General features: G+C 72.7%; 22 protein-coding genes, 1 rRNA gene and 1 riboswitch. Of the genes, 15 read left to right on the plus strand and 8 right to left on the minus strand.

From position 1 onward, the window contains the following. The 12 genes from rrf to ACFU9E_RS24915 all read left to right on the plus strand — a co-directional run. Positions 1–91: ribosomal RNA gene (gene rrf, locus ACFU9E_RS24860) — 5S ribosomal RNA — on the plus strand; the annotation flags it as partial. A 97-nt stretch (positions 92–188) separates the two neighbouring features. After that, a complete protein-coding gene (locus tag ACFU9E_RS24865) occupies positions 189–809 on the plus strand; it encodes a CDP-alcohol phosphatidyltransferase family protein (RefSeq protein WP_380685786.1) in 621 nt (206 codons plus the stop codon). A 124-nt stretch (positions 810–933) separates the two neighbouring features. Further along, positions 934–3,429 carry a sugar phosphate nucleotidyltransferase gene (locus ACFU9E_RS24870; RefSeq protein WP_380685784.1) on the plus strand — a complete coding sequence of 832 codons (2,496 nt, stop codon included), beginning with the start codon at positions 934–936 and terminating at the stop codon, positions 3,427–3,429. A gap of 141 nt (positions 3,430–3,570) precedes the next feature. Further along, positions 3,571–4,692 (plus strand): DUF881 domain-containing protein, encoded by a 1,122-nt coding sequence (locus tag ACFU9E_RS24875; RefSeq protein ID WP_380685781.1) that lies wholly within the window; start codon positions 3,571–3,573, stop codon positions 4,690–4,692. Next, the gene (locus tag ACFU9E_RS24880) at positions 4,689–5,021 is read left to right on the plus strand and encodes a small basic family protein (protein WP_344340336.1); all 333 of its coding nucleotides are present in this window, start codon (positions 4,689–4,691) and stop codon (positions 5,019–5,021) included. The genes ACFU9E_RS24875 and ACFU9E_RS24880 overlap by 4 nt, the downstream gene beginning before the upstream one ends. 55 nt (positions 5,022–5,076) lie before the next feature. Further along, the gene (locus ACFU9E_RS24885) at positions 5,077–6,117 is read left to right on the plus strand and encodes a DUF881 domain-containing protein (RefSeq protein ID WP_380685779.1); all 1,041 of its coding nucleotides are present in this window, start codon (positions 5,077–5,079) and stop codon (positions 6,115–6,117) included. 445 nt (positions 6,118–6,562) lie between these two features. Continuing rightward, a complete protein-coding gene (locus tag ACFU9E_RS24890; RefSeq protein ID WP_380685777.1) occupies positions 6,563–7,105 on the plus strand; it encodes an FHA domain-containing protein in 543 nt (180 codons plus the stop codon). A gap of 179 nt (positions 7,106–7,284) precedes the next feature. Then, positions 7,285–7,980: a MerR family transcriptional regulator gene (locus ACFU9E_RS24895; RefSeq protein WP_380685775.1), complete on the plus strand. Its 696-nt coding sequence runs from the start codon at positions 7,285–7,287 to the stop codon at positions 7,978–7,980. Between the two features lie 86 nt (positions 7,981–8,066). After that, entirely contained in the window at positions 8,067–8,543 is a 477-nt protein-coding gene (locus tag ACFU9E_RS24900) for a bifunctional nuclease family protein (RefSeq protein WP_030062493.1), read from the plus strand. 260 nt (positions 8,544–8,803) lie between these two features. Continuing rightward, a complete protein-coding gene (locus tag ACFU9E_RS24905; RefSeq protein WP_380685773.1) occupies positions 8,804–9,466 on the plus strand; it encodes a MerR family transcriptional regulator in 663 nt (220 codons plus the stop codon). 134 nt (positions 9,467–9,600) lie between these two features. Next, complete coding sequence (locus tag ACFU9E_RS24910) at positions 9,601–10,305, plus strand: vancomycin high temperature exclusion protein (protein WP_380690053.1); 705 nt, start codon at positions 9,601–9,603, stop codon at positions 10,303–10,305. 52 nt (positions 10,306–10,357) lie between these two features. Next, on the plus strand, positions 10,358–11,755 hold the full coding sequence (locus tag ACFU9E_RS24915) for a DNA polymerase IV (RefSeq protein WP_380690051.1): 1,398 nt from the start codon (positions 10,358–10,360) through the stop codon (positions 11,753–11,755). Positions 11,756–11,903: 148 nt separating this feature from the next. Here the strand turns inward: ACFU9E_RS24915 and ACFU9E_RS24920 are convergent, their stop codons facing one another. Together ACFU9E_RS24920 and ACFU9E_RS24925 are read right to left on the minus strand one after the other, a co-directional pair. Next, positions 11,904–13,394 carry an MFS transporter gene (locus tag ACFU9E_RS24920; protein ID WP_380687764.1) on the minus strand — a complete coding sequence of 497 codons (1,491 nt, stop codon included), beginning with the start codon at positions 13,392–13,394 and terminating at the stop codon, positions 11,904–11,906. Positions 13,395–13,549: 155 nt separating this feature from the next. After that, positions 13,550–14,701: a DUF2382 domain-containing protein gene (locus ACFU9E_RS24925; RefSeq protein WP_380687762.1), complete on the minus strand. Its 1,152-nt coding sequence runs from the start codon at positions 14,699–14,701 to the stop codon at positions 13,550–13,552. Between the two features lie 215 nt (positions 14,702–14,916). Beyond that, positions 14,917–15,020, plus strand: a riboswitch (glycine riboswitch). A 240-nt stretch (positions 15,021–15,260) separates the two neighbouring features. Between ACFU9E_RS24925 and gcvP the strand changes: the two genes are divergently transcribed. Then, complete coding sequence (gene gcvP / locus ACFU9E_RS24930) at positions 15,261–18,161, plus strand: aminomethyl-transferring glycine dehydrogenase (protein ID WP_380687760.1); 2,901 nt, start codon at positions 15,261–15,263, stop codon at positions 18,159–18,161. 124 nt (positions 18,162–18,285) lie between these two features. On the opposite strand, the gene ACFU9E_RS24935 is transcribed toward gcvP, so the two are convergent. Next, positions 18,286–18,477, minus strand: coding sequence for a DUF5999 family protein (locus tag ACFU9E_RS24935; RefSeq protein ID WP_380688841.1), 192 nt, complete (start codon positions 18,475–18,477; stop codon positions 18,286–18,288). A gap of 390 nt (positions 18,478–18,867) precedes the next feature. Then, positions 18,868–19,488: a hypothetical protein gene (locus ACFU9E_RS24940; RefSeq protein ID WP_380688839.1), complete on the minus strand. Its 621-nt coding sequence runs from the start codon at positions 19,486–19,488 to the stop codon at positions 18,868–18,870. 363 nt (positions 19,489–19,851) lie between these two features. Here ACFU9E_RS24940 and ACFU9E_RS24945 point away from each other — a divergent pair, with 363 nt between their 5' ends. Both ACFU9E_RS24945 and ACFU9E_RS24950 read left to right on the plus strand, forming a co-directional pair. Next, a complete protein-coding gene (locus ACFU9E_RS24945) occupies positions 19,852–21,357 on the plus strand; it encodes a glutamate--cysteine ligase (RefSeq protein ID WP_380688837.1) in 1,506 nt (501 codons plus the stop codon). 121 nt (positions 21,358–21,478) lie between these two features. After that, a complete protein-coding gene (locus ACFU9E_RS24950; RefSeq protein ID WP_355368994.1) occupies positions 21,479–22,267 on the plus strand; it encodes a CPBP family intramembrane glutamic endopeptidase in 789 nt (262 codons plus the stop codon). Here ACFU9E_RS24950 and ACFU9E_RS24955 read toward each other — a convergent pair. The 4 genes from ACFU9E_RS24955 to ACFU9E_RS24970 all read right to left on the minus strand — a co-directional run bounded on the left by ACFU9E_RS24955 (position 22,245) and on the right by ACFU9E_RS24970 (position 26,485). Next, the gene (locus ACFU9E_RS24955) at positions 22,245–22,775 is read right to left on the minus strand and encodes an HAD domain-containing protein (protein ID WP_380688835.1); all 531 of its coding nucleotides are present in this window, start codon (positions 22,773–22,775) and stop codon (positions 22,245–22,247) included. The genes ACFU9E_RS24950 and ACFU9E_RS24955 overlap by 23 nt on opposite strands. Before the next feature lie 111 nt (positions 22,776–22,886). Beyond that, entirely contained in the window at positions 22,887–24,176 is a 1,290-nt protein-coding gene (locus ACFU9E_RS24960) for an MFS transporter (protein WP_380687792.1), read from the minus strand. 72 nt (positions 24,177–24,248) lie between these two features. After that, on the minus strand, positions 24,249–24,950 hold the full coding sequence (locus ACFU9E_RS24965) for a dienelactone hydrolase family protein (protein WP_380687790.1): 702 nt from the start codon (positions 24,948–24,950) through the stop codon (positions 24,249–24,251). 122 nt (positions 24,951–25,072) lie between these two features. Continuing rightward, positions 25,073–26,485: a sugar porter family MFS transporter gene (locus ACFU9E_RS24970; RefSeq protein ID WP_380687788.1), complete on the minus strand. Its 1,413-nt coding sequence runs from the start codon at positions 26,483–26,485 to the stop codon at positions 25,073–25,075. Positions 26,486–26,590: the final 105 nt, after the last annotated feature.

Below are 26,590 nucleotides of genomic sequence, written 5' to 3' on the forward strand. Positions count from 1 at the left end.
GCCCGGTTACATTCCGAACCCGGAAGCTAAGCCTCACAGCGCCGATGGTACTGCAGGGGGGACCCTGTGGGAGAGTAGGACGCCGCCGAACAAATATTCTGGAGAAGCCCCCGCCGGTCATCGGTCGGGGGCTTCTCTGTTGTAAGGTCAACATGCAGTAGTTGCTATACGTGACAGGAGGCCCCCGGGTGGAGGTCCAGGAGACGCGGGTCCAGACCGATCGCGTCCTCACCATCCCCAACCTGCTGAGCATGGGCCGGCTGGTCGGTGTTCCGCTCTTCCTCTGGCTGATCCTCTGGCCGGTGTTCGACGGACCGAACAACGACGGTTGGGCCTTGCTGATTCTGATGCTGAGTGGCATCAGTGATTACCTGGACGGGAAACTCGCCCGGCGGTGGGGCCAGATCAGCCGGGTGGGGCAGCTGCTCGACCCGTTGGCGGACCGGCTCTATGTGTTCTCCACCCTGGTCGGTCTGACCTGGCGTGAGATCCTCCCGTGGTGGCTGACGGCGATCCTGCTGGCCCGTGAGGTGTTTATCGCGGCGCTTCTGCCGATTCTCAACCGGCACGGCTACGGACCGTTGCAGGTGAGTTTCCTGGGGAAGGCCGCGACATTCAATCTGATGTACGCCTTTCCGCTTCTGCTGCTCGGTTCCGGGGACACCTGGATCGCGCAGCCGGCCGAGGTCGTGAGCTGGGCGTTCATCTGGTGGGGCACGGTGCTCTACTGGTGGGCCGCCATTCTCTACGCCGTCCAGGCCCGGCAGATCATCCGCGGCGACGCCGGCTCCTCGGCGTCCACGGTCTGAGACGTGATCTGAGAGAATTCCCACGACGCCACGGTGCGTCGGACCATACCTTCCGGGTAGACCACCTCTGGAACGGTTTGATGGACCCGCAGGGCCCACCACCGCGAAGGAGGACGCACCCGTAATGAAAGCCGTTGTTATGGCAGGGGGCGAAGGCACTCGACTTCGCCCGATGACCTCCAGCATGCCGAAGCCGCTGCTTCCGGTCGCCAATAGGCCGATCATGGAGCACGTGCTTCGGCTGCTGAAGCGGCACGGTCTCTCCGACACCGTCGTGACCGTCCAGTTCCTGGCCTCACTCGTGAAGAACTACTTCGGTGACGGCGAAGAGCTGGGCATGCATCTCACCTATGCGAACGAGGAGACCCCACTAGGCACTGCGGGGAGTGTCAAGAACGCCGAGGACGCTCTCAAGGACGACTCCTTTCTGGTGATCTCCGGCGACGCGTTGACGGACTTCGACCTCTCGGAATTGATCGAGTTTCACCGCAGTAAGAACGCACTGGTCACCGTCTGTCTCACCAGGGTGCCGAACCCTCTGGAGTTCGGGATCACCATCACCGACGACGAGGGCCGGGTCGAGCGCTTCCTGGAGAAGCCGACCTGGGGGCAGGTCTTCTCGGACACGGTGAACACCGGCATCTATGTGATGGAGCCCGAGGTCTTCGACTACGTCGCGGCCGGCGAGTCGGTGGACTGGTCGAGTGACGTGTTCCCGCAGCTGCTCAAGGAGGGCAAGCGGGTCTACGGCTACGTGGCCGAGGGCTACTGGGAGGACGTGGGCACCCACGAGAGCTACGGCAAGGCCCAGGCGGACGTCCTGGAGGGCAAGGTCGACGTCGAGCTCGACGGGTTCGAGATCTCCCCGGGCGTCTGGGTGGCCGAGGGCGCCGAGGTGGACCCGGAGGCGGTGCTGCGCGGTCCGCTGTACATCGGCGACTACGCCAAGGTCGAGGCCGGGGTGGAGATCCGCGAACACACCGTGCTCGGCAGCAACGTCGTGGTGAAGCGCGGCGCCTTCCTGCACAGGGCGGTCGTCCACGACAACGTCTACGTCGGGCCGCAGAGCAATCTGCGCGGTTGCGTCGTCGGCAAGAACACCGATGTGATGCGGGCCGCGCGGATCGAGGACGGGGCGGTGATCGGGGACGAGTGTCTGGTCGGCGAGGAGTCGATCATCGCGGCCAACGTCCGCGTCTACCCGTTCAAGACGATCGAGGCCGGCGCGGTCGTCAACACCTCGGTGATCTGGGAGTCCCGGGGACAGGAGCACCTGTTCGGGGTGCGCGGCGTCTCCGGCATCCTCAACGTCGAGATCACCCCGGAGCTGGCCGTCCGGCTGGCCGGGGCGTACGCGACGACCCTGAAGAAGGGGGCGACCGTCACCATCGCGCGTGACCACTCGCGTGGTGCGCGCGCGCTCAAGCGGGCGATGATCTCCGCCCTGCAGACCAGCGCGATCGACGTCCGCGACCTGGAGAACGTGCCGATGCCGGTGGCCCGGCAGCACACGGCGCGGGGCAGCGCGGGCGGGATCTTCCTGCGGACCACCCCCGGGGTGCCGGACTCGCTGGACATCCTGTTCTTCGACGAGCGGGGGGCCGACCTGTCCCAGGCGGGCCAGCGCAAGCTCGACCGCGTGTACGCGCGGCAGGAGTACCGGCGGGCCTTCCCCGGCGAGATCGGCGACCTCACCTTCCCGTCCAGCGTCTTCGACTCCTACGCGGGCAACCTGCTGCGGACCGTGGACATCACGGGCGTGCGGGAGGCGGGGCTGAAGGTGGTCGTGGACACCGCGCACGGCAGTGCGGGGCTCGTCCTGCCGAGCATCCTCGGCCGGCTCGGGGTGGAGGCGCTGACCGTCTCCAGCGGGCTCGACGAGGCGCGGCCCACCGAGGACGCCGAGGAGCGGCGGGCCGGGCTGGCCCGGCTGGGGGAGCTGGTCGCCTCCTCGCGCGCGGCCTTCGGCGTGCGCTTCGACCCGGTGGGCGAGCGGGTGGCCTTCGTGGACGAGCTGGGCCGGGTGATCGACGACGACCGGGCGCTGCTGGTCCTGCTGGACCTGGTCGCGGCCGAGCGGCGGAGCGGGCAGGTGGCGCTGCCGGTGACGACGACCCGGATCGCCGAGCAGGTCGCGGCGTACCACGGCACCCAGGTCATCTGGACCACCACGACGCCGGACGACCTGGCCAAGGCGGCCTCCGCCGAGGGCACGGTGTTCGGCGGCGACGGGCGCGGTGGTTTCGTGGTGCCCGAGTTCAGCGGGGTGCTGGACGGGGCGGCGGCGTTCGTCCGGCTGGTCGGCCTGGTGGCCCGCACCCAGCTCACGCTGAGCCAGATCGACGCGCGGATCCCGCAGGCACATATCCGCCGGCGGGACATCGCGACGCCGTGGGCGGCGAAGGGCATGGTGATGCGTTCGGTGGTGGAGGCGGCCGGCAGCCGGCGGCTCGACACCACCGACGGCGTCCGGGTGGTGGAGACGGACGGGCGCTGGACGCTGGTCCTGCCGGACCCGGCCGAGGCGGTCACCCACCTGTGGGCCGAGGGCCCGGACGACGCGGCGAGCGAGGCCCTGCTCGACGAGTGGGCGGCGGTGGTCGACAGCGCCGGGCGGTGAGCCCGCGGCGGGGCGGGACGGCGGTGGCCGTCCTGCCCCGCTGTCCGTTTCGGGCGGTTGGTCATGGTCCGCCGGGTTTGGCATGTATGCAGGTCAGGGGGCGTGCGCCGGGCCCTCGCGCGACATGGGACGATGGTCCCCATGTCAGCGACGCCGGGGCAGGGTGCCAGTAGTGGACGGTTCAGCCGTCCGGATGCCTCGATGTCCCTGCTGACCAATGTGATGGACCACAGCCTGGACGAGGGCTACGCCGAGGCGGCGGCCGCGCGGGGCGGGGACGGCCCGTACCGGATACCGGGGACCCTGCGCGGGGCGCTGACGCTGGGGGCGGGACTGGCGCTCGTCGGCGCGGTCGTCACGGTCGGGGCGGTGAACGCGCACAAGGCGGAGCCGACGCTGGCCAAGGAGCGCGACGCGCTGATCCACCGGATCAACGACGCCAACGGTTCGGCCGACCGCCTCCAGCAGCAGGTCCAGGACCTGCGTCGGAAGGTCGAGACGACCCAGCAGCAGGCGCTCGCCTCGGGCGACACCGACGCGGCGGCGGTGGTCGGCGCGGTGGGCCTCGGTGAGGTGACCGGGCCGGGCGTGAAGCTGGTGGTGGAGGACGCGGCCGGCACCGGCGGGGGCGGGAACGTCGACCCGCGCGCCGGGCAGGGCTTCTCCAACAGCGGGCGGCTACGCGACCACGATCTGCAGCTGGTGGTGAACGGACTCTGGGCCTCGGGCGCGGAGGCCGTCTCGATCAACGGCCAGCGGCTCACCGCGCTCTCGGCGATCCGCGCGGCCGGTGAGGCCGTGCTGGTGGACAACCGGCCGCTGGTGCCGCCCTACACGGTGCAGGCGCTCGGGGACGGGCCGCGGATGGTGAGCGCCTTCGAGAACGCCATGGCCGGTCAGTACCTCCGGCTGCTGCAGGAGAAGTACGGCATCAAGTCGACCATCTCGCCGCAGAAGAGCCTCACGCTTCCCGCGGCCGTCGGCGTCACGCTGCGGTCCGTCCAGCCCGCCACCCCCGAGGCCTCGCCGAGCGGTTCCGCGAGTCCGAGCGCGAGTCCGGGCGCGAGCGGGACCGGAGCCCCGAGCGGGAGCCCCACGGCCGGCGCGCCGTCGACGGGCAGCCCGTCCGCCGAGGCGTCGCCGTCGCCGAAGGCGAGCGGCAAGCGCTCGCCGAGTGCCCCGCCCACCAGAACCACCACCTCCCACCCGCCCACCGCGACCACCGGGTCGCCCGCCGCAGCGACAGGAGCCGCTACACCGTGATTGCCGTACTGGGTCTCGTGATCGGGGTCGTCGTCGGACTCTTCGTCCAGCCCGAGGTGCCCGACGCCGTGGTGCCCTACCTGCCGATCGCGGTGGTGGCGGCACTGGACGCGGTGTTCGGCGGCGTCCGCGCGATGCTGGACGGGATCTTCGACGACAAGGTGTTCTTCGTCTCGTTCCTCTCGAACGTGGTGGTGGCGGCGCTGATCGTCTTCCTCGGGGACCAGCTGGGCGTCGGCTCGCAGCTGTCCACGGGCGTGGTCGTCGTGCTCGGCATCCGCATCTTCTCCAACGCCGCGGCGATCCGGCGCCATGTCTTCCGTGCCTGAGCCGGACCGCGGGCGCGCGGCGGAGGAGAAAGTGGACGGATCGGCGGGAGAAGTCGTGCAGGACGAGAAGCGAGGGGAAAGGTCCGAGGTCGAGGCGGTGGGCGCGCCCACCGAGCCGGTGGTCGAGCCCGCGGTCGAGCCCGTGGCCGCGGTCGAGCCCGAGGCCGTGGTCGTTCCGTCCGGTTCCGGGCGCGCCCCCGGGGTGACGCCCGCGCCCGCGCGTGCGCCGGAGGTGACGGCACGGACGCCCGTCCTGGTCGCCGGGTCGGACGCCGTGGCGCCGGAACCCGAGGAGGAGCCGGAGCCCGAGGAGGACCTGGAGGAGCCCGAGCACGCTCCGATGTCGGTGTCCGCCCACACCGTCGACCGGCACGCCGGGCGGCGCCGGCTGATGGCCGCGCTGTGGCCGCCGCGGCTGTCGCGCGGTCAGCTGGTGGTGGCCCTGCTGCTGTTCTCGCTCGGCCTGGGCCTGGCGATCCAGGTCCGCTCGACCAACGACCACCACAGCCAGTTGCGTGGCGCGCGCCAGGAGGACCTGGTCCGCATCCTCGACGAACTGGACAGCCGTCAGCAGCGTCTCCAGCAGGAGAAGGCGGAGTTGGAGCAGTCCCTGGCCAAGTTGGAGAACAGCTCCAACCAGGCCAAGGAGGCCCAGGAGCAGACCAGGAAGAAGGCGACGGAGCTCGGCGTCCTCGCCGGGACCGTCCGGGCCACCGGTCCGGGCATCGTACTGACGGTCGATGATCCCCAAGGGCAGGTGAAGGCGGATATGCTGCTGGACACCCTGCAGGAACTCCGAGCGGCGGGGGCGGAGGCGATTCAGATCAACGATGTGCGCGTGGTGGTCAACACCTACTTCACGGACGTGTCCGGCGGCGGTGTGCAGATCGACGGCAAGAAGGTCTCGGCGCCCTACCGCTTCACCGTCGTGGGGAACCCGCAGGACCTCACGCCCGCGTTGAACATTCCGGGGGGCGTGGTCCGTACCCTGGAGAGCCACCAGGCTCGCGCGACGATCTCCCCGCAGCAGAAGGTGGTCGTCGACGCCATCGTCGATCCGAAGACGCCGCAGTACGCCAAACCGGCTCCGAAGTGACCGTCACGTTCGGAGCGCCGCTCCAGCCGGCCCGATCCACGACCGGGCCCGCATCCTGTCCGAGGTTCTCACCCTGCCCCACGGGCGGGTCTGTCACACGCAAGGGGATTCGCCCGTGAGTTTCTTCTCGAAGTTGTTCGGTCGTAACAAGGGCCGCAACGCGGCCGCGGCGGAGGCGCCCACTGCGCTGCACCGCCGGGACGACGAGCCCGCCGTGCCGGGCATGCGCTCCGCCCCCGAGGGCGCGGAGTACGCCGAGCGTCCGCTGTTCCGGGACGGTGCCCAGTACGCGGGGAATCAGGCGGGCTACGGCGCGTCGGTTGACCCCTCCGGCGCCCCGCGCATAGGTTTCCCGACAGGACCCTCAACCTCTGGTGGAGGGTTTGCCCCGGACCCGTACGCCGGGCACAACCCGTCGGGTGTGCCGCGCCAGGAGGCTGTGAACATGGCTGGCCCCACTCCGTGCCCCAGGTGCGGCAACCAGAACCCGGCCTCGGCCCGGTTCTGTTCCAACTGCGGCACGGCGCTGCGCGGCGGGCTGCTGCCCGAGGGGGCGGCCGAGACCACCTCGACCATCTCGATCTCCGGCCTGGAGTCCTACGACCCCAACACCACGACCGGGACCGGCACGCCGGCGCTCTCGGCCGAGGTGCTGGCCGCGATCGACGCCCTGCCCCCGGGCTCGGCCCTGCTGATCGTCCAGCGCGGCCCGAACTCGGGCAGCCGGTTCCTGCTGGACTCCGACAAGACGACGGCCGGCCGTCACCCGCAGGGCGACATCTTCCTGGACGACGTCACGGTCTCCCGCAAGCACGTGGAGTTCCGCCGGACGCCGGGCGGCGGCTTCACCGTCGCCGACGTCGGCAGCCTCAACGGCACCTACGTCAACCGGGAGCGGATCGACGAGGTCGCCCTGAACAACGGCGACGAGGTGCAGATCGGGAAGTACCGGCTGGTCTTCTTCGCCAGCCACAACCGGGGGTACTGAAACCAACGTCGGCAGGAGCCCGAGTGAGTCCGAACAGCACGTCCTCTCCTCTCGGGGCGGCCACCCCCGCGTCGTCCGGCCCCCGGCCGGACCAGGGCGCGCGGGGGGTGGTCGCGGCCCCCAGGCAGCCGGTCCGGCCGGACCGGCCCGCCGGGCGGCGGCGCGGCGGTGACGAGCTGTTGAGCATCGGCGCCGTGCTGGCCTTCCTGCGCGACGACTTCCCCGAGGTCACCATCTCCAAGATCCGCTTCCTGGAGGCGGAGGGGCTGGTCGAGCCGCAGCGCACGCCCTCGGGGTACCGCAAGTTCAGCCCGGCCGACGTCGAGCGGCTGGCCTACGTGCTGCGGATGCAGCGCGACCACTACCTGCCGCTGCGGGTGATCCGCGAGCACCTCGACGCGATCGAGCGCGGCGAGAGCCCACCGGCGCTGCCCGGGGCCGCGGACACCCGGCCCGGGCCGCTGGAGGAGGCGGACCGGGAGCTGACCGCCTCGGTCGAGGCCTCCGCCGGGGTCCGGCTGGGCCGGGCCGAGCTGCTGGCGGCCGCCGAGGCCGGTGAGGCCGAGCTGGCCGAGTGGGAGTCCTACGGACTGGTCGCTCCCGGGCCGGACGGCGGCTACGACGGCGAGGCGCTGCAGGTCGCCCGGCTGGTTGCCGAACTCGGCCGGTACGGGCTCGAACCGCGCCACCTGCGGGCCATGAAGGCCGCCGCGGACCGGGAGGTCACCCTGGTCGAGCAGGTGGTGGCGCCGCTGCGGCGGCACCGCAACCCGCAGACCCGGGCGCACGCCGAGGCCACCGCCCGGGAGCTCGCGACGCTGTCCGTCCGGCTGCACGCCGCGATGGTCCAGGCCGGCCTGCGGATCCGTTCGTAGCGGCCGCCCCTTCGTGCCCACCCCGCTGACCAGCGGCGTCGGCGCTGCGCTTTCATATCCGGGTCGGGAGCCATAGGGTTGCCTGTGTGAATGAGCTCGACGTCGTGGGTGTCCGGGTGGAGATGCCTTCCAACCAGCCGATCGTGCTGCTCCGGGAGGTCGGGGGCGACCGCTACCTGCCGATCTGGATCGGCCCCGGCGAGGCGACCGCGATCGCCTTCGCCCAGCAGGGCATGACGCCGGTGCGCCCGCTGACGCACGACCTGTTCAAGGACGTCCTGGAGGCGCTCGGCCAGCAGCTCACCGAGGTCCGGATCACCGATCTGCGCGAGGGCGTCTTCTACGCCGAGCTGGTCTTCGCCGGCGGGGTGGAGGTGAGCGCCCGGCCGTCCGACGCGATAGCGCTGGCGCTGCGCACCGGCACGCCCATCTACGGGAGCGAGGAGGTGCTCGCGGAGGCGGGCATCGCGATCCCGGACGAGCAGGAGGACGAGGTCGAGAAGTTCCGCGAGTTCCTCGACCAGGTGTCGCCGGAGGACTTCGGCGGGGGCGGCCCGCAGTAGGGCGCGGGGCGGCCCGGGGGCGCTGCGGAAGCCGGCCGGAAGGCCGAAGTGCCGTAAGCGGTGGGGCTGTTTTGCCAAAATGCCTCCCCCTACCCACACTAGGGGCACGAAAAACCACTCTCCTGGGTGACGTGGTCTGTTCGGCCCGGCGTGGCGATCGTTGACGGGCCATGGGGGACTGCCTACCGTCAGGAGGAGCTGCCCGGGTGCCCGACGCCCGCGGTCTGGGTTGCCCGCAGCACGAGTGGACGGAGGTAGGCATGACCGGCACTGGCGATGAAGTGGCCACGGGAGGCCTGTGCGCCGTACACCTGCCGCGCACCACCCGAACGGTGACCGAACTGCCCCGGACGGTGGAGCTGCCGCGGGTGGGGCGGTTCCCGGCGGTACAGCCCGGCCAGCCGGCCCTGGAGCGGTTCTCGCCGACGTCCGAGCTGATCGGCTACCGGGGCCCGACCGCCTGCGCGGCGGCCGGGATCACCTACCGCCAGCTGGACTACTGGGCCCGGACCGGCCTGCTGGAGCCCAGCGTCCGTTCGGTGTACCCGGCGAGCAGCCAGCGGCTCTACGGCTTCCGCGACATCCTGCTGCTGAAGATCGTCAAGCGGCTGCTGGACGCCGGCGTCTCGCTGCAGAACATCCGGGTGGCGGTCGCCCATCTGCAGGCCGCCGAGATCGCCGACCTGGCCGGGCTGACGCTGATGTGCGACGGCGCGACGGTGTACGAGTGCACGACGCCCCAGCAGGTGGTCGACCTGATGAAGGGCGGCCAGGGGGTCTTCGGGATCGCGGTCGGAGCGGTCTGGCGGGAGCTGGAGCTGACCCTGGTGCGGCTGCACGGGGAGCGCACCGACACCGGCGAGACGGTGGTCGGCCAGGATCCGGCGGACGAGCTGGCGCAGCGGCGCAACCGGGCCGTCTAGGACACGCCTCAAGGACTTCGAGCCACGCCGTGGGCCCGGACGGGGAACCGTCCGGGCCCACGGCGTCGTCGTGCCCGGTGAGCCGGGACGAGGGAGGGCATGTGCGGCGGTTCGGTGACGGGATCCCCGGTCTGGTGGCGCGCAGGGCGGTGCGGCTCGGTCTGCGGCTGCGCCGGCGGCCGGTGCAGCGGAGGCTGTTCCAGCTGGTGACGTTCGGCTGCTCGCTGGCGCTCGCCCCGAGCGCCTGGCTGTGGCTCGCGGCGGGGGACCGGGTCGGCACGGTGGCGAGCGCGCCCCCGGCGCCGGTGGCGGTGGTGTTCGGCGCCGGCCTGTTCGACGGCAAGCCCTCGCCGTACCTGGCGCACCGGCTGGACGCGGCGGTGGAGCTGTACGGCACGGGGAAGGTCCAGGCGATCCTGGTGACCGGCGACAACGGCCGGACGAGCTACGACGAGACCGACGCGATGCGGGGGTACCTGATCGAGCACGGGGTGCCGGAGGTGCGGGTGGTCGGCGACTACGCGGGGTTCGACACCTGGGACTCCTGCACCCGGGCGCACCGGATCTTCGGGGTGGACCGGGCGGTGCTGGTCAGCCAGGACTTCCACGTCCGGCGGGCGCTGGCGCTGTGCGAGGCGGCGGGCATCGACTCCTACGCGGTGGGGGTGCCGGAGGTGCGGGACGCGACCTGGCTGTACGGCGGGTTCCGGGAGATCCCGGGGGCCGGGAAGGCGGCGCTGAACGCCTGGCTGCGGCCGGACCCGCTGTTCCTCGGCCCGCGCGAGCCGGGCATACCGCAGGCGCTGGCGGACGCGGGCCCGGAGCGGTCGGCGCGCTGAGCGGGCGGCCGGGTTCGGCGGCGTTGTCGGACCCGTGGGGCATGATCGGCGGGTGCGGTCACTGCCGAGCATCATCCACCTCGACATGGACGCCTTCTTCGCGTCGGTGGAGCAGGCGGCCAAGCCGAGCCTGCGCGGCAAGCCGGTGATCGTCGGCGGGCTGGGCGGGCGCGGGGTGGTGTCGACCGCCTCCTACGAGGCGCGGCGGTTCGGGGTGCACTCGGCGATGCCGATGGCGCAGGCGCGCCGGCTCTGCCCGAACGCGGCCTTCCTGGCCGGCCGTTTCGAGGCGTACCGGCAGGTGAGCGAGCTGGTGATGGCGCTGCTGCGGGAGCTGTCGCCGCTGGTGCAGCCGCTGAGCCTGGACGAGGCCTTCGTCGACCTGGAGGCCGGTCCGTACGGCCCGGTGCTGGCCGAGGCGGAGCACGGGACGGGGGAGCGGCTGGTGCTGGCGCTGGCGGAGGACCTGCGGGCGGACATCGAGCGGCGCACCGGGCTGACCGCCTCGGTCGGGGCGGCGGGCTCGAAGCTGATGGCCAAGATCGCCTCCGAGCAGGCCAAGCCGGACGGGCTGGTGCTGATCGAGCCGGGGCAGGAGCGGGCGGTGCTGGGGCCGATGCCGGTGCGGGCGCTGCCGGGGATCGGCCCGGCCACCGAGCAGGTGCTGCGCCGGGCGGGGCTGAACACGGTGGCCGAGCTCGCCGAGGCGGGGGAGCCGGAGCTGGTGCAGCTGCTGGGCAGGGCGCACGGGGCCGGTGTCCACCAGATGTCGATAGGCCTGGACGACCGGCCGGTGGTGGCGGACCAGGACGCCAAGTCGGTCTCGGTGGAGGACACCTTCGAGGTGGACCTGGCGGACCGGGACCGGGTGCTGCGCGAGGTGGAGACGCTGGCGCTGCGCTGTGTGCGGCGGCTGCGCGGGGCGGGGCGCTCGGGTCGGACGGTGGTGCTGAAGGTCCGGCGTTTCGACTTCTCCACGCTGACCCGCTCGGAGACGCTGCGCGGCCCGACGGACGAGGAGGCGGTGATCGTCGAGACCGCCCGGCGGCTGGCCTCGCAGGTGGACATCACGGGCGGGGTGCGGCTGCTGGGCGTCGGCGTGGCGCAGTTGGCCGACTACACCCAGGAGGACCTGTTCGCGCAGGCCGTCCGGGAGGAGGCCGAGGCCGCCGGGGGCGGGGCGGAGGAGGAGCCGGAGGCGGTCGAGGAGGAGGCCGTGGCGGTGCGGCGCTGGCTGCCGGGGCAGGACGTGCGTCATGCGGAGCTCGGGCCGGGGTGGGTGCAGGGCAGCGGGGTGGGGCGGGTGACGGTGCGCTTCGAGACGCCGTGGAGCGGGCCGGGGCGGGTGCGGACCTTCGTGGTCGAGGATCCCGCGCTGGAGCCGGCCCGGCCGCTGCCGCTGCGCGAGGGATGGCCGGGCACGACGGAGGAGCGGGAGGACGACGCCTAGGGTCGGCCCGGACGCGAAGCGGCCCCACCCGGCAGGGGGGCCGGGTGGGGCCGCGCGCGTTCCGGGCCTCGGACGGTCGCGATGCCCTCGGTGACCGTCCGGGTCCGGTCCCCGCGCCCTGTCCCTGGGCGCGGGGCCGGACGCCTCGTCAGGCGTCGGTCTTCACCGGCTCCCGGCCGGAGGTCAGGTCCGCCGCCGCGCCGCCGGTGGTCACGCTGGCGACCGGCTTGACGGAGCGGATGAGGAACGGGACGGCGCCGGCCACGACGCAGACCACGGCGGCGGTCCAGAAGGCGTGCCGGTAGGCGTCCAGGGTGGGCAGCGAGACCGGGATCGGCAGCTTCATGGTGTCGCCGGTGAGGACGGCGGCCATGACGGCGGTGCCGATCGCGCCGCCGACGGTGCGCAGCACGGCGTTCATGCCGTTGGCGATGCCGCTCTGCTCGGCCGGGACGGCGCCGTTGATGTAGGCGGGCATCGCCGAGAAGGCGAGGCCGATGCCGAGGCCGAAGATCGCCGAGGAGAGGTAGATGTCGCCCTCGTGGCTGTGCCGCAGGGCCAGGTAGGCCATCGAGACGGCGCCGAGGACGCCGCCGAGGACCAGCGGCAGGCGCGGGCCGCGGCGGGCGATCAGCAGCGCGCCGAGCGGGGCGGCGACCATCGAGCCGAGGGCGGAGGGCAGCAGCATCACGCCGGCGTGCAGCACGGTGGCGGTGAAGCCGTAGTGGGCGAGCTTCTCCGGGGTCTGGGCGAAGTTGCTGATGACCATGAAGGAGCCGTACATGCCGAAGCCGATCAGCAGGCCGGCCAGGTTGGTGAAGGCGACGGCGGGGCGCGACATCATCTTCATGTCGACCAGCGGGTGCGCGACCTTGACCTCGATGACGCCCCAGATCAGGGCGACCACGGCGGCGACGGCGAACAGGCCGAGGGTCTTGGTGGAGGTCCAGCCCCAGTGGTTGCCCTGGCTGACGGCGACCAGCAGGGCGGAGAGCCAGCCGGCGAGGGCGATCGCGCCGAGCGGGTCAGCGCCGCCGTCCTTGTCGGTGACCGGGTCGGTGGGCACCCGCAGGGCGACCAGGGCGACCGCGATCAGGCCGAAGACCAGGCCCATCCAGAAGATCGACTTGTAGCTCCAGTGCTCCAGCAGCAGGCCGGTGGCGACCAGGCCGAGGCCGCTGCCGACGCCCATCGAGGCGCTGATGGCGGCGACGCCGCCGGTGACCTTCTGCTTGGGCAGTTCGTCGCGGACGATGCTGATGGCGAGCGGCAGGACGCCACCGCCGGCGCCCTGCAGCACGCGGGCGACGACCAGCCAGGTGAAGGAGTGGGTGGAGACCGCGAGTGCGGAGCCCGCGACCAGGCCGCCGAGCGAGATCAGCAGCATCGGCTTGCGGCCGCGGAGGTCGCCGAAGCGGCCCAGCAGGGGGGTCAGCACGGCGGCCGACAGCAGGTTGGCCGTCATCAGCCAGGTGATGCTGGAGCCGGAGACGCTCAGTTCCTTGGCGAGCGAGGGCAGGATCGGGACGACCGCGGTCTGCACCACGCTGAACGACAGCATCGCCAGGATGAGGGCCGGCAGGACCCGGGCGCTGCTCTGCTTCTCGGCCGCGGTGGTGGGCTGTGGTGCCTCACTCACGGTTGCTTCCTCCCGTACATAGTGAATGAACTGAAGTAACCATGCAGGGGGATACTTCAGTGTGTCAAATATTCATTGGTTAAGCCTTGGTAAAAAGGAAGGACCCCGGCCGGTAGCGGCCGGGGTCCTGCGGCAAGGGGGGCGGGAGCCCGCCGTCAGACGAGCGGGCGGTCCGGAACGGGGCGGGCCGGGGCCGGGGCGGCGGGCGGCGGCGAACTCGGGAAGGCCGCCGTGGCCGCGGCGTTGTCGTGGACCTCGACCTGCTCGCGCCGCAGCTCCTCGCGGATCACCTCCTCGGTGGTGTACCGCTCGACCACCAGCCGGACCCGTTCGACCGGCGCCAGGTACTTGCGGACCACCGGACGCTCCTCGCGCAGGGTGACCTCCTCCACCGCCTCGGCGATCTCCTTCTCGTCGAGCGTGGCCCGCTCGGCCTCGCCGACCGGCACCCGTTCGACCCGGACCCGTTCGCGGACCACCGGGATCCGGCGCTCCACCTGCTCGCTGGTCACGTACTTGCGCAGCTTCGCGGTGCCGATCACATGCCACTCGGTGGTGACGTCCAGGCGCTCCTCGCGGCAGGTGATCTCCACCGGGCCGGTGGGGGAGGAGGCGGCCGGGCCGGTCTCGGGCCGCCGCGCGGGGTGCGGCCGCGGCTCGGTGGCGGGGTGGGGCGCGGTGGGCGCGGCCGGGGGAGCGGCGAAGGTCCGTGCGCGGGTCTCCGGCGCGGCGTCGGCCGGCTTGTCGAGGTCGGCCGCCCGGTGGAAGGTGAGCTGCTTGGCCGGGCGTGAGGCGCCGGTGCCGCCGACCGCTCCCGTTCCGTTGGTGGCGGCCGTCGCGTTCGGGGCGCCCGTCCCGGCCGGGGCTCCCGTCGCGTTCGGGGCGGGCGGGTTCGTGGGCGCGACGGTGGTCCCGGTGTCCGCGGTGGTGCCGAAGTCGAGGTCGGCCGGCTTCTCCGAGGGGCCCTGGCCCGGCGCCGACGGCCGCCCCTCCGCCGGGGTGTCCAGCCCGTAGTAGCGGTAGAGCTGGAGCTCCTGGGCGGGCGACAGGTGCTGGCCCACGCCGAAGTCCGGCGACTCCTTCACCAGGGACTTGTCGTACGGCACCCGCAGCTCGTCGCCGGAGAACTCGCTCGTGGTCAGCGGGACGAAGGCGTCCCGGCCGAAGATGCCGGTCCGGACGGCGGCCCACTCGGGGCGGCCGGTGGAGTCGTCCAGGTACACCTCGTCGATGGTGCCGATCTTGTCCCCGTTGCGGTCCACCGCCTTGTGGCCGATGAGGTCCCGGGGGTCGATGTCGGTCTGCACTCTTTTCCTCCAGTGCGGTGGGCTCGCGGAAACGCCCGCAGGACAGTGCCACTTCACACCAAAAGCCATGAAACGGGCGCACGCGAGCGGGATGCGGCCGGACGGGCCCGGGGCTGCGCCGACCGGGGCACGGCCGCTGACAGCGGTGAAGTCGTCGAAGGACCTGACGCACCCGTGATCGCGGTGCCTCCCGCTGGTACCCTGGGCGCGACCGCCGAGCCCGCTCGGGAGAGTCCTCGACAGCGGAACCCGCTGGTCGTGGCGCCGAAGGAGCAACTCCTCCCCGGAATCTCTCAGGCATCCGTACCGTGCGGGATAGGTCACTCTGGAAAGCAGGGCAGGATCGCGGGCGAGGGAGCCGGCGGACCCCACCCTCACCGACGGTGCAAGCCGGCGGGGCGTCCCACGGCGCTTCGTGCGGGCGAAGCTCTCAGGTCCCGATGACAGAGGGGGAGGCCTGTCGGGTTCGTCCGACCGGTCCGCTCCGCTGTTGTCCGCAGCGGCGAGGCGCCCGGCGTGCGCACCCCCGCCGGTCCGTGACCAGGAGGCCTCGACCACCATGAACGCCCAGCCGAACTCGGGACGCCCCACCACCCCCGCGACCCTCACCGAGCTCGAACAGGCCAGCCCCTTCGAGAACCGCCACATCGGCCCCGACGCCGCCGCGCAGGAGAAGATGCTGGCCCAGGTCGGGTACGCCTCGCTGGACGAGCTGGCCACCGCCGCCGTCCCCGAGGCCATCCGCTCGATCACCGCGCTCGACCTGCCCGCCGGGCGCAGCGAGGCCCAGGTCCTCGCCGAGCTGCGCGACCTGGCCGGCCGTAACACCGTGCTCACGTCGATGATCGGCCTGGGCTACTACGGCACCTTCACCCCGCCGGTGATCCTGCGCAACGTCATGGAGAACCCGGCCTGGTACACCGCGTACACGCCGTACCAGCCGGAGATCTCGCAGGGCCGCCTGGAGGCGCTGCTCAACTTCCAGACCCTGGTCTCCGACCTGACCGGTCTGCCCACCTCCGGCTCCTCCCTGCTGGACGAGGGCACCGCGGCCGCCGAGGCGATGGCGCTGGCCCGCCGCGTCACCAAGGTCAAGGGCGGCGTCTTCCTGGTCGACGCCGAGACCCTGCCGCAGACCGTCGCGGTGATCAACACCCGCGCCGTGCCGACCGGCGTCGAGGTGGTCGTCGCCGACCTGTCCGAGGGCATCCCGGCCGAGATCGCCGAGCGCGGTGTCTTCGGCGTGCTGCTCCAGTACCCCGGCGCCACCGGTGTGGTCCGCGACCTCGCCCCGGTGATCGAGCAGGCCCACGGCCTGGGCGCGATCGTCGCCGTCGCCGCCGACCTGCTCGCGCTCACCCTGCTGAAGTCGCCGGCCGAGCTCGGCGCCGACATCGCCTGCGGCACCTCCCAGCGCTTCGGCGTGCCGATGGGCTTCGGCGGCCCGCACGCCGGCTACCTCGCGGTGCGCGCCGAGTACGCCCGCTCGCTGCCCGGCCGCCTGGTCGGCGTCTCGGTCGACGCCGACGGCAACCGCGCCTACCGGCTGGCCCTGCAGACCCGCGAGCAGCACATCCGCCGCGAGAAGGCCACCAGCAACATCTGCACCGCCCAGGTGCTGCTCGCCGTGATGGCCTCGATGTACGCCGTCTACCACGGCCCGGACGGCCTGGCCGACATCGCCCGCCGCACCCACCGCTACGCGGCCGCGCTCGCCGAGGGCCTGCGGGCCGGCGGCGTCGAGCTGCTGCACGGCGAGTTCTTCGACACCGTCACCGCGGTGGTCCCCGGCCGCGCCGCGGAGATCGCCGCCGCCGCCCGCGCCAACGGCATCAACGTCTTCCAGGACGGCGCGGACCGGATCTCGGTCTCCACCGACGAGACCACCACCCGTGAGCACCTGGCGGGCGTCTGGGCCGCGTTCGGCGTCGAGGGCGTCGAGGTCGCGGAGGGCGCCGACGCGCTGCCCGCCGCGCTGCTGCGCGAGGACGAGTACCTCACCCACCCGGTCTTCCACAGCCACCGCTCGGAGACCGCCATGCTGCGCTACCTGCGCCGCCTGTCGGACCGGGACTACGCGCTGGACCGCGGCATGATCCCGCTGGGCTCCTGCACCATGAAGCTCAACGCGACCACCGAGATGGAGTCGGTGACCTGGCCGGAGTTCGGCCAGCTGCACCCCTTCGCCCCGGTCGACCAGGCCGAGGGCTTCCTCACCCTGATCCGCGGTCTGGAGCGGCAGCTGGTCGAGGTGACCGGCTACGACGCCGTCTCCATCCAGCCGAACGCCGGCTCCCAGGGCGAGCTGGCCGGCCTGCTGGCCGTGCGCGCCTACCACCACGCCAACGGCGACACCCAGCGCGACGTCTGCCTCATCCCGTCCTCCGCGCACGGCACCAACGCCGCCTCCGCGGTGATGGCCGGCATGCGCGTGGTCGTGGTCAAGACCCTGGTCGACGGCGACGTCGACGTCGAGGACCTGAAGGCCAAGATCGAGCAGCACCGCGACAGCCTCGCCGTGCTGATGGTCACCTACCCGTCCACCCACGGCGTGTACGAGACCCAGATCACCGAGATCTGCGGCCTGGTGCACGAGGCCGGCGGCCAGGTGTACGTCGACGGCGCCAACCTGAACGCGCTGGTCGGCCTGGCCAAGCCGGGCAAGTTCGGCGCGGACGTCTCGCACCTGAACCTGCACAAGACCTTCTGCATCCCGCACGGCGGTGGCGGGCCGGGCGTCGGCCCGGTGGCGGTGCGCGAGCACCTCGCGCCGTACCTGCCCAACCACCCGCTCCAGGCGGAGGCCGGTCCGGCCACCGGTGTCGGCCCGATCTCGGCCGCCCCGTGGGGTTCGGCGGGCATCCTGCCGATCTCCTGGTCGTACGTCCGGCTGATGGGTGGCGAGGGCCTCAAGCGCGCCACCCAGGTGGCGGTGCTGAACGCCAACTACATCGCCAAGCGGCTGGCGCCGCACTTCCCGGTGCTCTACACCGGCCCCGGCGGCCTGGTGGCGCACGAGTGCATCATCGACCTGCGCCCGCTCACCAAGGACACCGGCGTGACGGTGGACGACATCGCCAAGCGCCTGATCGACTACGGTTTCCACGCGCCGACCATGTCCTTCCCGGTGGCCGGCACGCTGATGATCGAGCCGACCGAGTCCGAGGACCTCTACGAGATCGACCGCTTCTGCGACGCGATGATCGAGATCCGGGCCGAGATCGACAAGGTCGGTTCGGGCGAGTGGGCGGCCGAGGACAACCCGCTGCACAACGCCCCGCACACCGCCGCCGAGCTGGCCGGCGACTGGGCGCACGGCTACACCCGTCAGGAGGCGGTCTTCCCGGCCGGCGTGAACCCGGCGGACAAGTACTGGCCCCCGGTCAGCCGCATCGACGGCGCGTACGGCGACCGCAACCTGGTCTGCTCCTGCCCGCCGCTGGACGAGTACGGCGTCTGACGCGCAGGCCGTACGGCGTCCCGCGGGCAGGGCGCACACACGGCACACGGCAGGGCCCCGGCGGATCCGTCCGCCGGGGCCCTGCCCGTCCGGCCCGTTTCCCCGTGGCGTCCCGGCGGGCGGCTCAGACCGCGCTCGCGGCCTGACGGCGCGGGGCGATCACCCGGCCGTCGGGCAGCAGCTCACCGGTGTCCTCGAACAGCAGGACGCCGTTGCACAGCAGGCTCCACCCCTGCTCCGGGTGACAGGCCACCGGGACGGCGGCCTCGCGGTCCTCGGACTCGGCCGACGGGCACTCAGGACGGTGCTGGCACATACGCGTACCCTCGCTTCGCTCTGCGATCCTCCCCGTGACGAGGTGTCGCCGGTGGCCGGCGGGCGCCGCCGCGGTGGTCGGATTCTGTCCGGGCGCCGGGCCAGGTGTGGACCGGCGCTCATGTGGGTAGGACAGGAGGTCCTTCCACGCTGGTTCCCAGTGTCGGCATCCGGGGGCGCGCGCGCAGCGATTTCGTGACATGCGCCACAACCCCCGGGCAGAGATCACCCGTTCAGGTGGTCGGGGGCTGTCGGCGGCACCGGACGGGCCATCCGGCGGACGGCCCGGAAGGGCCATGCCGGATGACCCGTCCGGATCGCCCGTCCGAGTGACGGTGGGTCGGGCGACGGGTCGCGGGACGGGGCGGGCGGGGGTTCCGCGGGCCGGCCCTCAGTGCGCCCCGGAGGCGAGCCGGGCGGAGTCCGTCGCGCCGAGCAGCAGCGGACGGGGGTCGATCGCGGTCCGGGCGACCGGCGTCCGGGCCAGCAGCGGCAGCAGCTCGACGGCCGGGTGGGCGCGGTGCGCGGTGACGCCCATCGGTGCCGGGGCCAGCGGGATCAGCAGGTCGGTGCCGGCGGCGCCGTCCGGGCTGTGCAGCCACAGGGCCGTCGCGTACTGACCGGGGAAGGTCAGCAGCCGCGGCTGGCAGCGGAACCGCGCGGACTGGGCGAGCTGCCAGGCCTCGCGCAGCGCCCGGAGCGTGGAGTCCAGGTACGGACCGGCGGTGAAGTGGGAGAAGGTGTGGCCCTCCGCCCCCTGCACCACCTCGGCGGCGGCGGCCACCTCGGTGCCGTCCTTGATGAGGAAGCGCCACCCCGTCCGCCGGGCGGCGGCGAGTTCGGCCCGCGGCCCCTCCAGGACGTGGACGGCGAGCGGGTGCGCGGGGAGGAGCGGCCCGGTCGGATGACGCAGCGCGGCGGCGGCGGGTTGGCGCAGCGCGGTCTCCGAGTCGAGCGCGGCGAGAACCGCGCGAAGGGCACTGGGCGGGGGCTGGGGGGTCTGCAGAGTCATGGCAAGGTCGCCTCTCCGTGCGAGATCGGCGTGCGAGTGCGGCATACCGGCATGGCTGGTGCGTCGGCGGTGACGGGACCTGGGCCTTGTCCGGTTGGGCAGGATCGCGGTGCCGGCGCGGCCGTCGTCGCCGGATCTCGCGGCGATGGGCGGCCGGGCCGTGGCGCAGTGCGAATTCTACTCGAACAGGTGCACAGGGTGACCTGTTTATCACAGGCGGTGGCCCCGGGCAAGTCGGCAGATGAGCTGAAACAGCATCAGTTTCCTTGCAATGCAAGCCAATCGAAGCTTTCGGGTATCGATCTTCGGGGTGGGCATGATGCTTGCACGGTCGGGGGCCGGCCGGCTCTTGAGGAGGAGACCATGGGCGAGAAGGTCGTGGCGACCCGGGCGGACCTTTCGGACCGGCAGATGTACCGGCGCAAGCTCCAGTCCTGCCTGGACGCGCTCGGCCGGATGCTGCGCGAGGACCGCTTCGACCGCCCGAAGGGCGTCCTGGGCGTGGAGATCGAGCTCAACCTCGCCGACGAGCAGGGCCTGCCGTTGCTGAACAACGCCCAGGTGCTCACCTCGATCGGCTCCGCCGACTTCCAGACCGAGCTCGGCCGCTTCAACATCGAGGTCAACATCGCGCCGCACCGGCTCTTCGGGCACGTCTTCGAGGAACTGCGCGAGGAGCTCGACACCGGGCTGAAGTACGCCGACCGGCGGGCCGCCGAGGCCGGTGCGCGGATCGTGATGGTGGGCATCCTGCCGACCCTGGAACTCGACCACACCGGGCTCGACGCGATGTCCCACAACCAGCGCTACAGCCTGCTCAGCGACCAGATCCTGGCCGCCCGCGGCGAGGACATCACGCTGGACATCGAGGGCGTCGAGCACCTCCAGCTGGAGTCGATCACTATGGTGGCCGAGGCCGCCGCGACCTCGCTCCAGCTGCACCTCCAGGTGACGCCGCAGCGGTTCTCCTCGGTGTGGAACGCCGCCCAGGCGATCTGCGGGCCACAGCTCGCGCTCGGGGCCAACTCGCCCTTCCTGTTCGGGCGGGAGCTGTGGCGGGAGACCCGACCGGTGCTCTTCCAGCAGGCCTGTGACACCCGTTCGGCGGAGCTCAAGGCGCAGGGCGTGCGCCCGATCACCTGGTTCGGCGAGCGCTGGGTGGACTCGGCGTACGACCTGTTCGAGGAGAACCTGCGGTACTTCCCGGCGCTGCTGCCGATCTGCGACGACGAGGACCCGGCCAAGGTGCTGGCCTCCGGCGGCGTGCCCCGGCTGGCCGAGATGCGGCTGCACAACGGCACCATCTACCGCTGGAACCGGCCGGTGTACGACGTCAGCGGCGGGGTGCCGCACCTGCGGGTGGAGAACCGGTCGCTGCCCGCCGGGCCGACCGTGGCCGACACGCTCGCCAACGCGGCGTTCTACTACGGCGTGGTGCGGGTGCTGGCCGAGCAGCCCCGGCCGATCTGGACCAGGCTGCCGTTCGAGCGGGCCGACGAGAACTTCCAGCAGGCGGCCCGGTACGGCGTCGACGCGGTGTTCCAGTGGCCGCGGCAGGGCCGGGCCGGGCGCGGCGGCGGGCTGACCACCGTTTCCGCCGTCGACCTGGTGCTCAACGAGCTGCTCCCGATGGCCTACCAGGGCCTGGACGCGTGGGGCGTGGAGCCGGCCGACCGGGACCGCTACCTCGGCATCATCGAGCAGCGCTGCCTGCGCCGGGTCAACGGGGCGTCCTGGCAGGTCGCGACCTTCCACCGGCTGCGCGAGCAGTACGGGATGGACCGGCCGGCCGCGCTGGCGGCGATGACCCGGCGGTACATGGAGCACATGCGCGGCGGCGAGCCGGTGCACACCTGGCCGGTGGGGTAGGGCCCCGGGCCCGCCGGGCGCGCTGTGGAAGGATGATCGCTCCGGTCCGCCGACGGCCGCCCGCCGGCGCCGGAGCGCCGTCCGTCCGCCGCCCGTCCGCCGCCCGTGCTGGAGCACCCCCGTGACGACCGTCCCGACCGTACCGGAGACCGCGAAGCCGACCCGCCGCCTGCTCGGGGCGGAGCTGCTGATCGTCCTCGGCCTCTCGCTCGGGGCGAGCGGCATCAGCGCCCTGATCAGCTTCACCGGCTCGCTCACCGAGACGGTGAAGCTGGGCCAGCAGGTGGCCACCCTGAACGGCTCGCGCGCCCCCGGCCGGCCCTGGCTGGACCTGGTCTGGCAGCTCTACTACATCGGGCGCGGGCTGATGCCGGTCGCGCTCGTCGGCTATCTGCTGGTGCGCGAGGGCGCGGCGCTGCGGGTGCTCGGCTTCGACCTCCGGCGGAAGCTGTCCGACCTCGGCCGCGGCGCGGCCGTCGCGGCGGCGATCGGCGGCTCGGGGCTGGCGCTCTACCTGGTCTCGCAGGCGGCCGGCTACAACCTGACGGTCGCCCCGTCCGGGTTGCCGGACGTCTGGTGGCGGATCCCGGTGCTGCTGCTGTCGGCCTGGCAGAACGCGATCCTGGAGGAGGTCGTCGTCCTCGGCTACCTGCTGCGCCGGCTGGGGCAGCTGGGCTGGTCGTGGCCGGCGCAGCTGGTGGCGAGCTCGCTGCTGCGCGGCTCGTACCACCTGTACCAGGGGGTCGGGGGGCTGGTCGGCAACATGGTGATGGGCGCGGTGTTCTGCCTGCTCTACCGGCGGTGGGGGCGGGTGATGCCGCTGGTGGTGGCGCACGCGCTGATCGACACGGTGGCGTTCGTCGGGTACGCGCTGCTCGCCGGGCACGTCAGCTGGCTGCCCACCGGCTGACCCGGGGCGGCGGCCCGGGGCGCGGCGGGCCGGACAGCAGCCGGTCGACGTGGTGGCGTTCGAGGCCCTGGCCGGGGTCGATCGTCAGCAGCACGCGGTCGCGGCGCCAGAGCGAGTTGCGGACCAGCCGGGGTGGGATGACGTCGTCGACCCAGGCGAACGGGCGGCCGGCCGCGTACCGCAGCAGGGGTGCCCACTTGCGGGCGGAGAGCAGTTCCATCAGCGGCACGCGCGGGTCGCCGGGCTGCGGGAGGTAGCCGGTGAAGCGGACGAAGGGCAGCTCGGGCAGGCCGATCGCCGGGGCGATGTGGGTGTTGGCATGCTCCTCCCACGTCGATGCCCACACGAGTTCGTAGGTGTGGGCGAGCTCGCGCAGCCAGGCGCCGTGCCGGGCGGAGAGCAGCACGGTGTAGCCGAACAGGGTGTGGGCGTCGAAGTCGGCCTCGGGGCCGGGGCAGACCGGGTTGAGCACGCCGTCCACGTCCAGGAACAGCAGTGGCTTGGGCATCGGGTGTCCCCCTGGTCTCATCCGTCGTCACCTGCTCGGACGTGCCGCGCCCTCCGGCGGTTTCCCGCCGGAGGGCGCACACAGGGGCGCACGGGGTGCGTGCGGGCGGTGTCAGCCGGTGACGGTCGGGGTGGGGAGCGCGTCGGCGGAGGGCTCCGGGTCGGGGGCGGGCCGGCGCCGGGAGAGCCGGCGGACCTCCGGTTCCAGCAGCACGGCGGCGCTGAGCACCAGCGAGATCGCCGCGCAGGACCAGAGCGCGCCGGACAGACCGAGCCGGTCGGCGACCGGGCCGGCGAGCGCGGTGCCGAGCGGTGCCAGCGAGAGCGAGCCCAGTTCGTCGTAGGCGGTGACGCGGGAGAACGCCTCCGGCGGGATCTCCTGCTGCAGCGCGATCATCCAGTTGACGCTGAAGACGGTGACGCCGACGCCGGAGAGGAACATCGCCGCCCAGAGCACCGGCAGCGGGGCGGACGCCGCGAGGGCGACCGCGGGCATGCCGAACAGGAAGACGCCCCAGTTGCCGACCAGCAGGATCCGGCGCGGCTGCCAGCGGGCCATCAGTACGCCCGAGACGACCAGGCCGACGCCGTAGGCCGCCATCGCCAGGCCCCAGTCCCGGGCGCCGCCGAGCCGCTCCTTGGCGACGGCCGGCCCGTACACCGCCTCGACCGCGCCGACGCAGGTGACCAGCACGGCGAACTGCAGGACGATCACCCAGAGCCAGCGGCGGGAGGAGAACTCCTGCCAGCCCTCGCGCAGGTCGCGGAGCATGCCGCCGCCCCCGGCCGGGGCGGTGGGGGCCTGCGGCTCCAGCAGGAAGCGCAGCGCGGCGGCGGCCAGGAAGCAGACCGCGTCCAGGGCGAGCACCCAGCCGGCGCCGACGGCGGCGGTCAGCGCGCCGCCGAGTGCGGCGCCGCCGATCTGCGAGCCGTTGAAGCCCATCCGGTACACCGAGAAGGCACGGGCGGCGTGTTCGGGGGCGACGCTCTCCAGGATCATGCCGCCGGCGGCGGGGGAGTAGAACGCGTAGCCGGCGCCGGCACCCGCGGAGAGCAGCATCAGCTGCCAGAGGGCGGGGTCGCCGGTCAGTACCAGGAGGGCGAGGGCACCCTGGAAGACGGCGCTGAACACGTTGGCGGCGACCATGACGTGGTGGCGCGGCAGGCGGTCGGCGAGGGCGCCGCCGACCACCAGCAGCAGGACGGTCGGCAGCAACCGCGCGGCGGTGACGTAGCCGACATCGCCGGTGGAGCCCCCGCTGTCCAGGATGGCGAAGGCGATGGCGATCGGGGCGCCGGCGTTGCCGAGGCCGCTGACCACGGTGGCGGCCGTCTGGATCCGGAAGTTGCGGCTCGCCCAGGCGAGGCGGGTGGTGGGCGGAGGGGGTGGTTGGCTCTGCACCTCGTGACTATGCCGGGGCGGACCGTCCGTGTCCATCCGATATTCCGGGCCGCCGGGGCACGGCCGCGGGCGTCAGCCGAGGTGGCCCCAGAGGAAGGTCAGGGTGCGCCGCCAGGCGATCTCCGCCTGCAGCGGGTCGTAGCTGCCGAGCAGGTTCTCCTCGTTCATGAAGGCGTGACCGGCCGGGTAGAAGTGGATCTCCGGACGGACGTCGGTGGCCTCGCCGATCCGGATCGCGGCCTCGTCCACGGCGGCCATCGGGATCGAGCGGTCGTGCTCGCCGAAGTGGCCGAGCACATGGGCGGTCAGGCCCCGGTACTCGAAGTCCGGGTCGGGCGGCAGGCCGTAGAAGGGGACCGCCGCGGCCACCCGGTCACCCTCGGCGGCGGCCAGCAGCAGGGCGAAGCCGCCGCCCATGCAGAAGCCGACCACGCCGACGGCGTCGCCGACCACGCCCTCCAGGCCGAGCAGCAGGTCGACCGCGCCGCGCAGGTCACGCACCGCCCGCTCGACCGGCAGCGCGCGCTTGAGCCGGGCCGCCTCGGCGCTGTCGTGGGTGGTCGCGCCGCCGAAGAGGTCCGGCGCGAGGACGGTGAAGCCCTCGGCGGCGAACCGGTCGGCCACGCCGGCCAGGTACGGGGTGAGGCCCCACCACTCCTGGACCACCACCAGGCCGGGACCGACGCCCTGCGGCGGGCGGGCCAGGTAGCCGTGGGCCTCGCGGCCGTCGCTCGGGAAGGTCACGTTCTGCCGGGAGCCGCCCTGGTCAGGCATGGCTTCCTCTCGGGGGACGGGCCGCCGGGCGCGGCGGCGGGTCGGGGGCCGGTGGTGCGGGGGGCCGGTGGTGCGGAGGCCGGTGGTACGGGGAGGGCCGGTGGTGCGCGGCCGGGGCGGGCTCAGCCCATCTCCTCCAGGGCCCGGCCCTTGGTCTCCTTGATGCAGAAGGCCACGAAGGGGATGGAGAGCAGTGCGAAGACCGCGTAGATGACGTACGTCGCCGACAGGTTCCAGTCGGCGAGGTCGGGGAAGCTGACGGTGATCGCCCAGTTGGCGATCCACTGGGCGGAGGCGGCGACGGACAGGGCGAGCGCGCGGATCCGGTTGGGGAACATCTCGCCGAGCAGCACCCAGACCACCACGCCCCAGGAGAAGGCGAAGCAGAACACGAAGACGTGCGCGGCGACCAGCGCGACCACCGCGTGGGTGTTGTCCAGGGTCGCGGTGTCGCCGGTGCCCTCCCGGTAGGAGAACGCCCAGGCGGCGGTGCCCAGCGCGGCGGCCATGCCGATCGAGCCGGCCAGTGCGAGCGGCTTGCGGCCGATCCGGTCGACCAGGGCCATCGCGACCACCGTGCCGATCACGTTGATGATCGAGGTGGAGAGGCTGATCAGCAGCGAGTTGGACTCGTTGATGCCGACCGACTGCCACAGGAAGGAGGAGTAGTAGAAGATCACGTTGATGCCGACGAACTGCTGGAACACCGAGGCGCCGATGCCGACCCAGACGATCGGCAGCAGACCGAGCCGGCCGTCCAGCAGGTCCTTGAGCCGCGGCTTGCGGGCGGACTCCAGCACCGCGCGGATCTCGGCCACCCGGGCGTCGAGGTCGACGTCCTGGCCCTCGACCTCCAGCAGCACCCGGCGGGCCTGCTCCTCCCGGTGGTCGGCGATCAGGTAGCGCGGCGACTCCGGGATCGCCAGCGCCATCAGCCCGTAGACGAGCGCCGGGATCGCCTCCACCCCGAGCATCCACTGCCAGGCCTGGATGCCGCCGAGGTGGCCGGTGGACTCGCCGCCGGCGGCCTGGTTGAGCGCGTAGTTGGCGAGCTGGGAGACGGTGATGCCGAGCACGATCGCCATCTGCTGGAACGAGGCCAGCCGGCCCCGGTAGGCGGTCGGGGCGACCTCGGCGATGTAGGTCGGGGCGATCACCGAGGCGATGCCGATCGCCACGCCGCCGACCACCCGCCAGGTGGCCAGCACCTCGATGTTCGGCGGGAACATCGAGCCGATGCCGCTGGCCGCGAAGAGGAACGCGGCCAGCAGCATGGTGCGCACCCGGCCGAGGTGGTCGGCGAGGCGCCCGGCCGCCACCGCGCCGGCGGCCGAGCCGAGCAGTGCGACGGCCACCACGAACGCGGTCGTGCCGTGGCCCACCTGGAAGTGCTTCTGGATGCCGGTGACCGCGCCGTTGATCACCGCGCTGTCGTAGCCGAACAGGAAGCCGCCCATCGCGGCGGCGGCGGAGATGAACACGACGTGCCCGAGATGCGCCTCGCCGGAAGCCGGATGGGTGTGGGTCCTGGACACGCGCGCTCCCCGGGGTCGACGGTCCCGTCCGCACGGCCGAGCGGGCAGGGTTCGTCTCACATTCGATCAGCGCCGGGGGGCGCGCGTCGCGGCGGCTGAGCCGAA

The sequence above is a fragment of the Kitasatospora sp. NPDC057595 genome (assembly GCF_042800875.1).
Lineage (GTDB): Bacteria > Actinomycetota > Actinomycetes > Streptomycetales > Streptomycetaceae > Kitasatospora.

Coding starts and splice junctions, on each gene's coding strand:
- ACFU9E_RS24905 (WP_380685773.1), top strand. CDS start 8,804: ATGACCGGCACTGGCGATGAAGTGGCCACGGGAGGCCTGTGCGCCGTA.
- ACFU9E_RS24870 (WP_380685784.1), top strand. CDS start 934: ATGAAAGCCGTTGTTATGGCAGGGGGCGAAGGCACTCGACTTCGCCCG.
- gcvP (WP_380687760.1), top strand. CDS start 15,261: ATGAACGCCCAGCCGAACTCGGGACGCCCCACCACCCCCGCGACCCTC.
- ACFU9E_RS24955 (WP_380688835.1), bottom strand. CDS start 22,775: ATGCCCAAGCCACTGCTGTTCCTGGACGTGGACGGCGTGCTCAACCCG.
- ACFU9E_RS24875 (WP_380685781.1), top strand. CDS start 3,571: ATGTCAGCGACGCCGGGGCAGGGTGCCAGTAGTGGACGGTTCAGCCGT.
- ACFU9E_RS24890 (WP_380685777.1), top strand. CDS start 6,563: ATGGCTGGCCCCACTCCGTGCCCCAGGTGCGGCAACCAGAACCCGGCC.
- ACFU9E_RS24940 (WP_380688839.1), bottom strand. CDS start 19,488: ATGACTCTGCAGACCCCCCAGCCCCCGCCCAGTGCCCTTCGCGCGGTT.
- ACFU9E_RS24965 (WP_380687790.1), bottom strand. CDS start 24,950: ATGCCTGACCAGGGCGGCTCCCGGCAGAACGTGACCTTCCCGAGCGAC.
- ACFU9E_RS24935 (WP_380688841.1), bottom strand. CDS start 18,477: ATGTGCCAGCACCGTCCTGAGTGCCCGTCGGCCGAGTCCGAGGACCGC.
- ACFU9E_RS24945 (WP_380688837.1), top strand. CDS start 19,852: ATGGGCGAGAAGGTCGTGGCGACCCGGGCGGACCTTTCGGACCGGCAG.